The sequence below is a fragment of the Dongia soli genome, assembly GCF_034044715.1.
Classification (GTDB): domain Bacteria; phylum Pseudomonadota; class Alphaproteobacteria; order Dongiales; family Dongiaceae; genus Dongia_B; species Dongia_B soli.
The window spans coordinates 1-2784 of record NZ_JAXCLW010000022.1 but is presented as its reverse complement, the minus strand read 5'-3'; the positions used below and the strand labels follow the sequence as shown (position 1 = coordinate 2784).

Genomic DNA, 2784 nt, shown 5'->3' with positions numbered 1-2784 from the left:
CGCCAAAAAAGACGATGTATGGACCCAGTTTTACCCATCGCTCGACGAAATCGCCCAGAAATACCACAAGTGAGGTTTCTTCGCCGGGGATCTTCGTCCTGCCGATCTGTGCAGGGAACGCGTATCCAGATGTCTGCAGGGTCACTGCGGTATCGCCCCACGGATGATACCGCAGTGAACCGATTTTGATCGTCACAGCCGCTACCACGTAATGGCTTTTCTACGATTAGGATACCGGTCGGTCTCGGCCTCGATCCTGAAGATCGGACGCAACCTTCATGGCATGACGAGGCTCTTCGCAACCGAAGAGCGCCGTGGGCGCGTCGCGTTTTGAAGTTCTATGGCACCACCGACGAGATCGCGATGACCAACGTGCAGCACATGTAGTTTTTGTCCACGAAAGTCAGTTTGTGATACTGCAATTTAACGCTGGGACCATCGGAACCGTGCTGGCGTCGTGCCAACAAAATGCCGGAATAACCGCGTAAAATGACTCTGATCGGAAAAGCCCGCCGCCAGAGCAACTTCTGTTACCGACAAGTCTGTCTGCGTGAGCATGGTGCGAGCTACCTCGAGACGTTTTCGAGTAATGTAAATATGTGGGGTGACGCCTGCCGAAACCCTGAACTGCCGTGCGAAGTGATAGATTGAAAGGCTAGCAATTCCGGCGAGCTCCGCAATCTGAATGCGCTCCGAAAAATGCTGCTCGATGTACTCGCACACTCGGCGCATGGTGCGGGGTGAGAGTCCGCCATATACCGTTGTCTTTGGCGGCAGGTTTTTCAAAGCGCCAAGAAGGCCTAGTCGGGGACGTGTGTGTAACGCCACGTCCTTTTGGCCATATAACAGGCTTGACGCCTTCTGTGGCGGTGTCGCGAGGACAAGCCATTGCGAGAAATCTCCCTGGCGCGTCAGGGTTTTGGGGAGGTCCTCTGCCTTCGTCGGGCGGAAGAGATCAGCGTCTTTCACGAATATGGTCCATAAACTTAGCCCCGACGGGAACGCGTCATTCTGGAGATGGAAGGTGTCTCGTGCCGATCGATTGGCGGCAATAATGCGCTCACCCGCGTCCACGGCCAGCAGCATTGCATTGGAATCGTCCTCTGGCGGGACAATCATGACGATCCATTCCTTCCGAAACCTGGTTCGAAAATATCGCTCTTCGATCGCCCGCGCGGACTTAATGGTCAAAGGGCCTGCAAGTCCGTGAGCTGACTCGGAGAGTCCCGGGTCAACTGAGGAGACATCCAGCACGGCCATCAATGTTCCATCTATGTCAAAGATCGGTGCACCGGAGCAGCTCAAATCGGTGTTCCGTGAGCGAAAATGTTGACTTCTGTGAATGGTAACGGAGCGTTCTTCGGCGATGCAGGTACCTATTCCGTTTGTGCCCTCAAGCTCCTCAGCAAATACACCACCTAGCCAAGCACCCCAGTTTTTGAACTGGTCTGCCGCCGTGGCATCGCCGCGATGTTCGACTGCCACACCCGTCCTGTTACAGAGGAGGACAGTGTAGCCGGCGTCCCGCACCACCTTGTAGAGATGATCTATTTCCTCTTGGGCACAGAAAATTAGGTCATCTAACGCCTGACGATGGCTCTCAACTTCCTTCAACGTCAGAATATTGGGTGCCTCGCTCTTGTCAGGGTTGATTCCATACTGACATGCGGATCGGCGCCAGGAAGTAGAAACCTCCTCGATATTCGGTGGGGCAAGACCCCCGGCGATCACAGAATAGACATCATAAGTATGCCGATAAGCCGGGTGTTTCGGCAGCAAGAGATCCGTTGAACCGTCCATTATTCACCTACCGCACTTGGCCGGCAGAGTTATCCATTAATTAATCGCCTGGCGGTCTCACCAGTGCGCGAACGGACAGCGAAAGCTTAGGATGCATGAAAAACGAGATCAATCTTCAATTGGCATGGAAAACCGGCGTAGAAGCGCTTCTGCGTTATCGATGGCAGTGTTTGCATACAGCATCCTGCTGTATCGGCGCCGCAGGCGACATACAACCTGGGGCGGGTGCCACAGGCTATGCGCCTGCATGCTGACCGACAGGACAGACTTCATGTGCAGCCCCGGTCATCACCGCCAAGTTGAAGGAGACCGACCCGGAGGCCCTGGCGCGCCGATGTTTCGACATTGCCAACCTGCCCTGGCCGCGGCCGGACTCCTGGCTTGTCATTGTGCCGGTCACCGAACTCCATCGACGCAGCATAACGTAGCGGGCAGTAACGGCGTCTACACGCTGCATCAGTGCAGCGGCAGGAGAAACCTTGAACGGATTTCGCGTGCTGTCGGTGTTCTTGTCGCGGAGCTTCATCGACCTCCGATTTCAACGCCCTGAATGCGTGCGCGTCACGCTATCCGTCTTCTGATCGTGCGGACGCCCGTCGTCAAGAAGCTCAAGGATGACCTGCGCAAGGTTTTTCGCATCGCGGCCAAAGGAAGCGAAAAGATCAACGGCTACGTCGTGGCGTGCGTTAAGCAGCAGAACGCTGCACAATAGTAGGCCGCCCCCAGGATCCTCTGTGGCGAGATCGCCAGTGTTCTCCCGATCATGCTCGCCGGACCTCCACCGCAACCGAATGGGCGGCGTCGGCTCGGGCTTCGTCTGCAGCGTGCGAAAGTCACGATTCGGCCCCATTCAACCGCCTTGCCGTGGAGGGCGCTTCATCGTCAAAAGCTCCGTCACGTCATGCCCTCATCTGCGGATGAAATCTCAACTGTCAGCCATTTCCCGTCCGGGTATGTCTTGGCGTCATCGTAGAGCTTGACCAA

4 protein-coding genes are annotated in these 2784 nt (G+C 55.9%); 1 reads left to right on the top strand and 3 read right to left on the bottom strand.

Features of this window, described 5'->3' with window-relative positions; all coding sequences use genetic code 11:
* The 3 genes from SMD27_RS24030 to SMD27_RS24020 all read right to left on the bottom strand — a co-directional run.
* The coding region (locus SMD27_RS24030; protein WP_320510996.1) for a hypothetical protein at positions 1 to 196 on the bottom strand (196 nt) is incomplete at its 3' end.
* A 227-nt stretch (positions 197 to 423) separates the two neighbouring features.
* On the bottom strand, positions 424 to 1800 hold the full coding sequence (locus tag SMD27_RS24025) for a helix-turn-helix domain-containing protein (protein WP_320510995.1): 1377 nt from the start codon (positions 1798 to 1800) through the stop codon (positions 424 to 426).
* Positions 1801 to 2035: 235 nt separating this feature from the next.
* Positions 2036 to 2326 (bottom strand): hypothetical protein, encoded by a 291-nt coding sequence (locus SMD27_RS24020; protein ID WP_320510994.1) that lies wholly within the window; start codon positions 2324 to 2326, stop codon positions 2036 to 2038.
* Between the two features lie 24 nt (positions 2327 to 2350).
* Here SMD27_RS24020 and SMD27_RS24015 point away from each other — a divergent pair, with 24 nt between their 5' ends.
* The gene (locus SMD27_RS24015) at positions 2351 to 2512 is read left to right on the top strand and encodes a hypothetical protein (RefSeq protein WP_320510993.1); all 162 of its coding nucleotides are present in this window, start codon (positions 2351 to 2353) and stop codon (positions 2510 to 2512) included.
* The last annotated feature ends 272 nt before the right edge of the window (positions 2513 to 2784 follow it).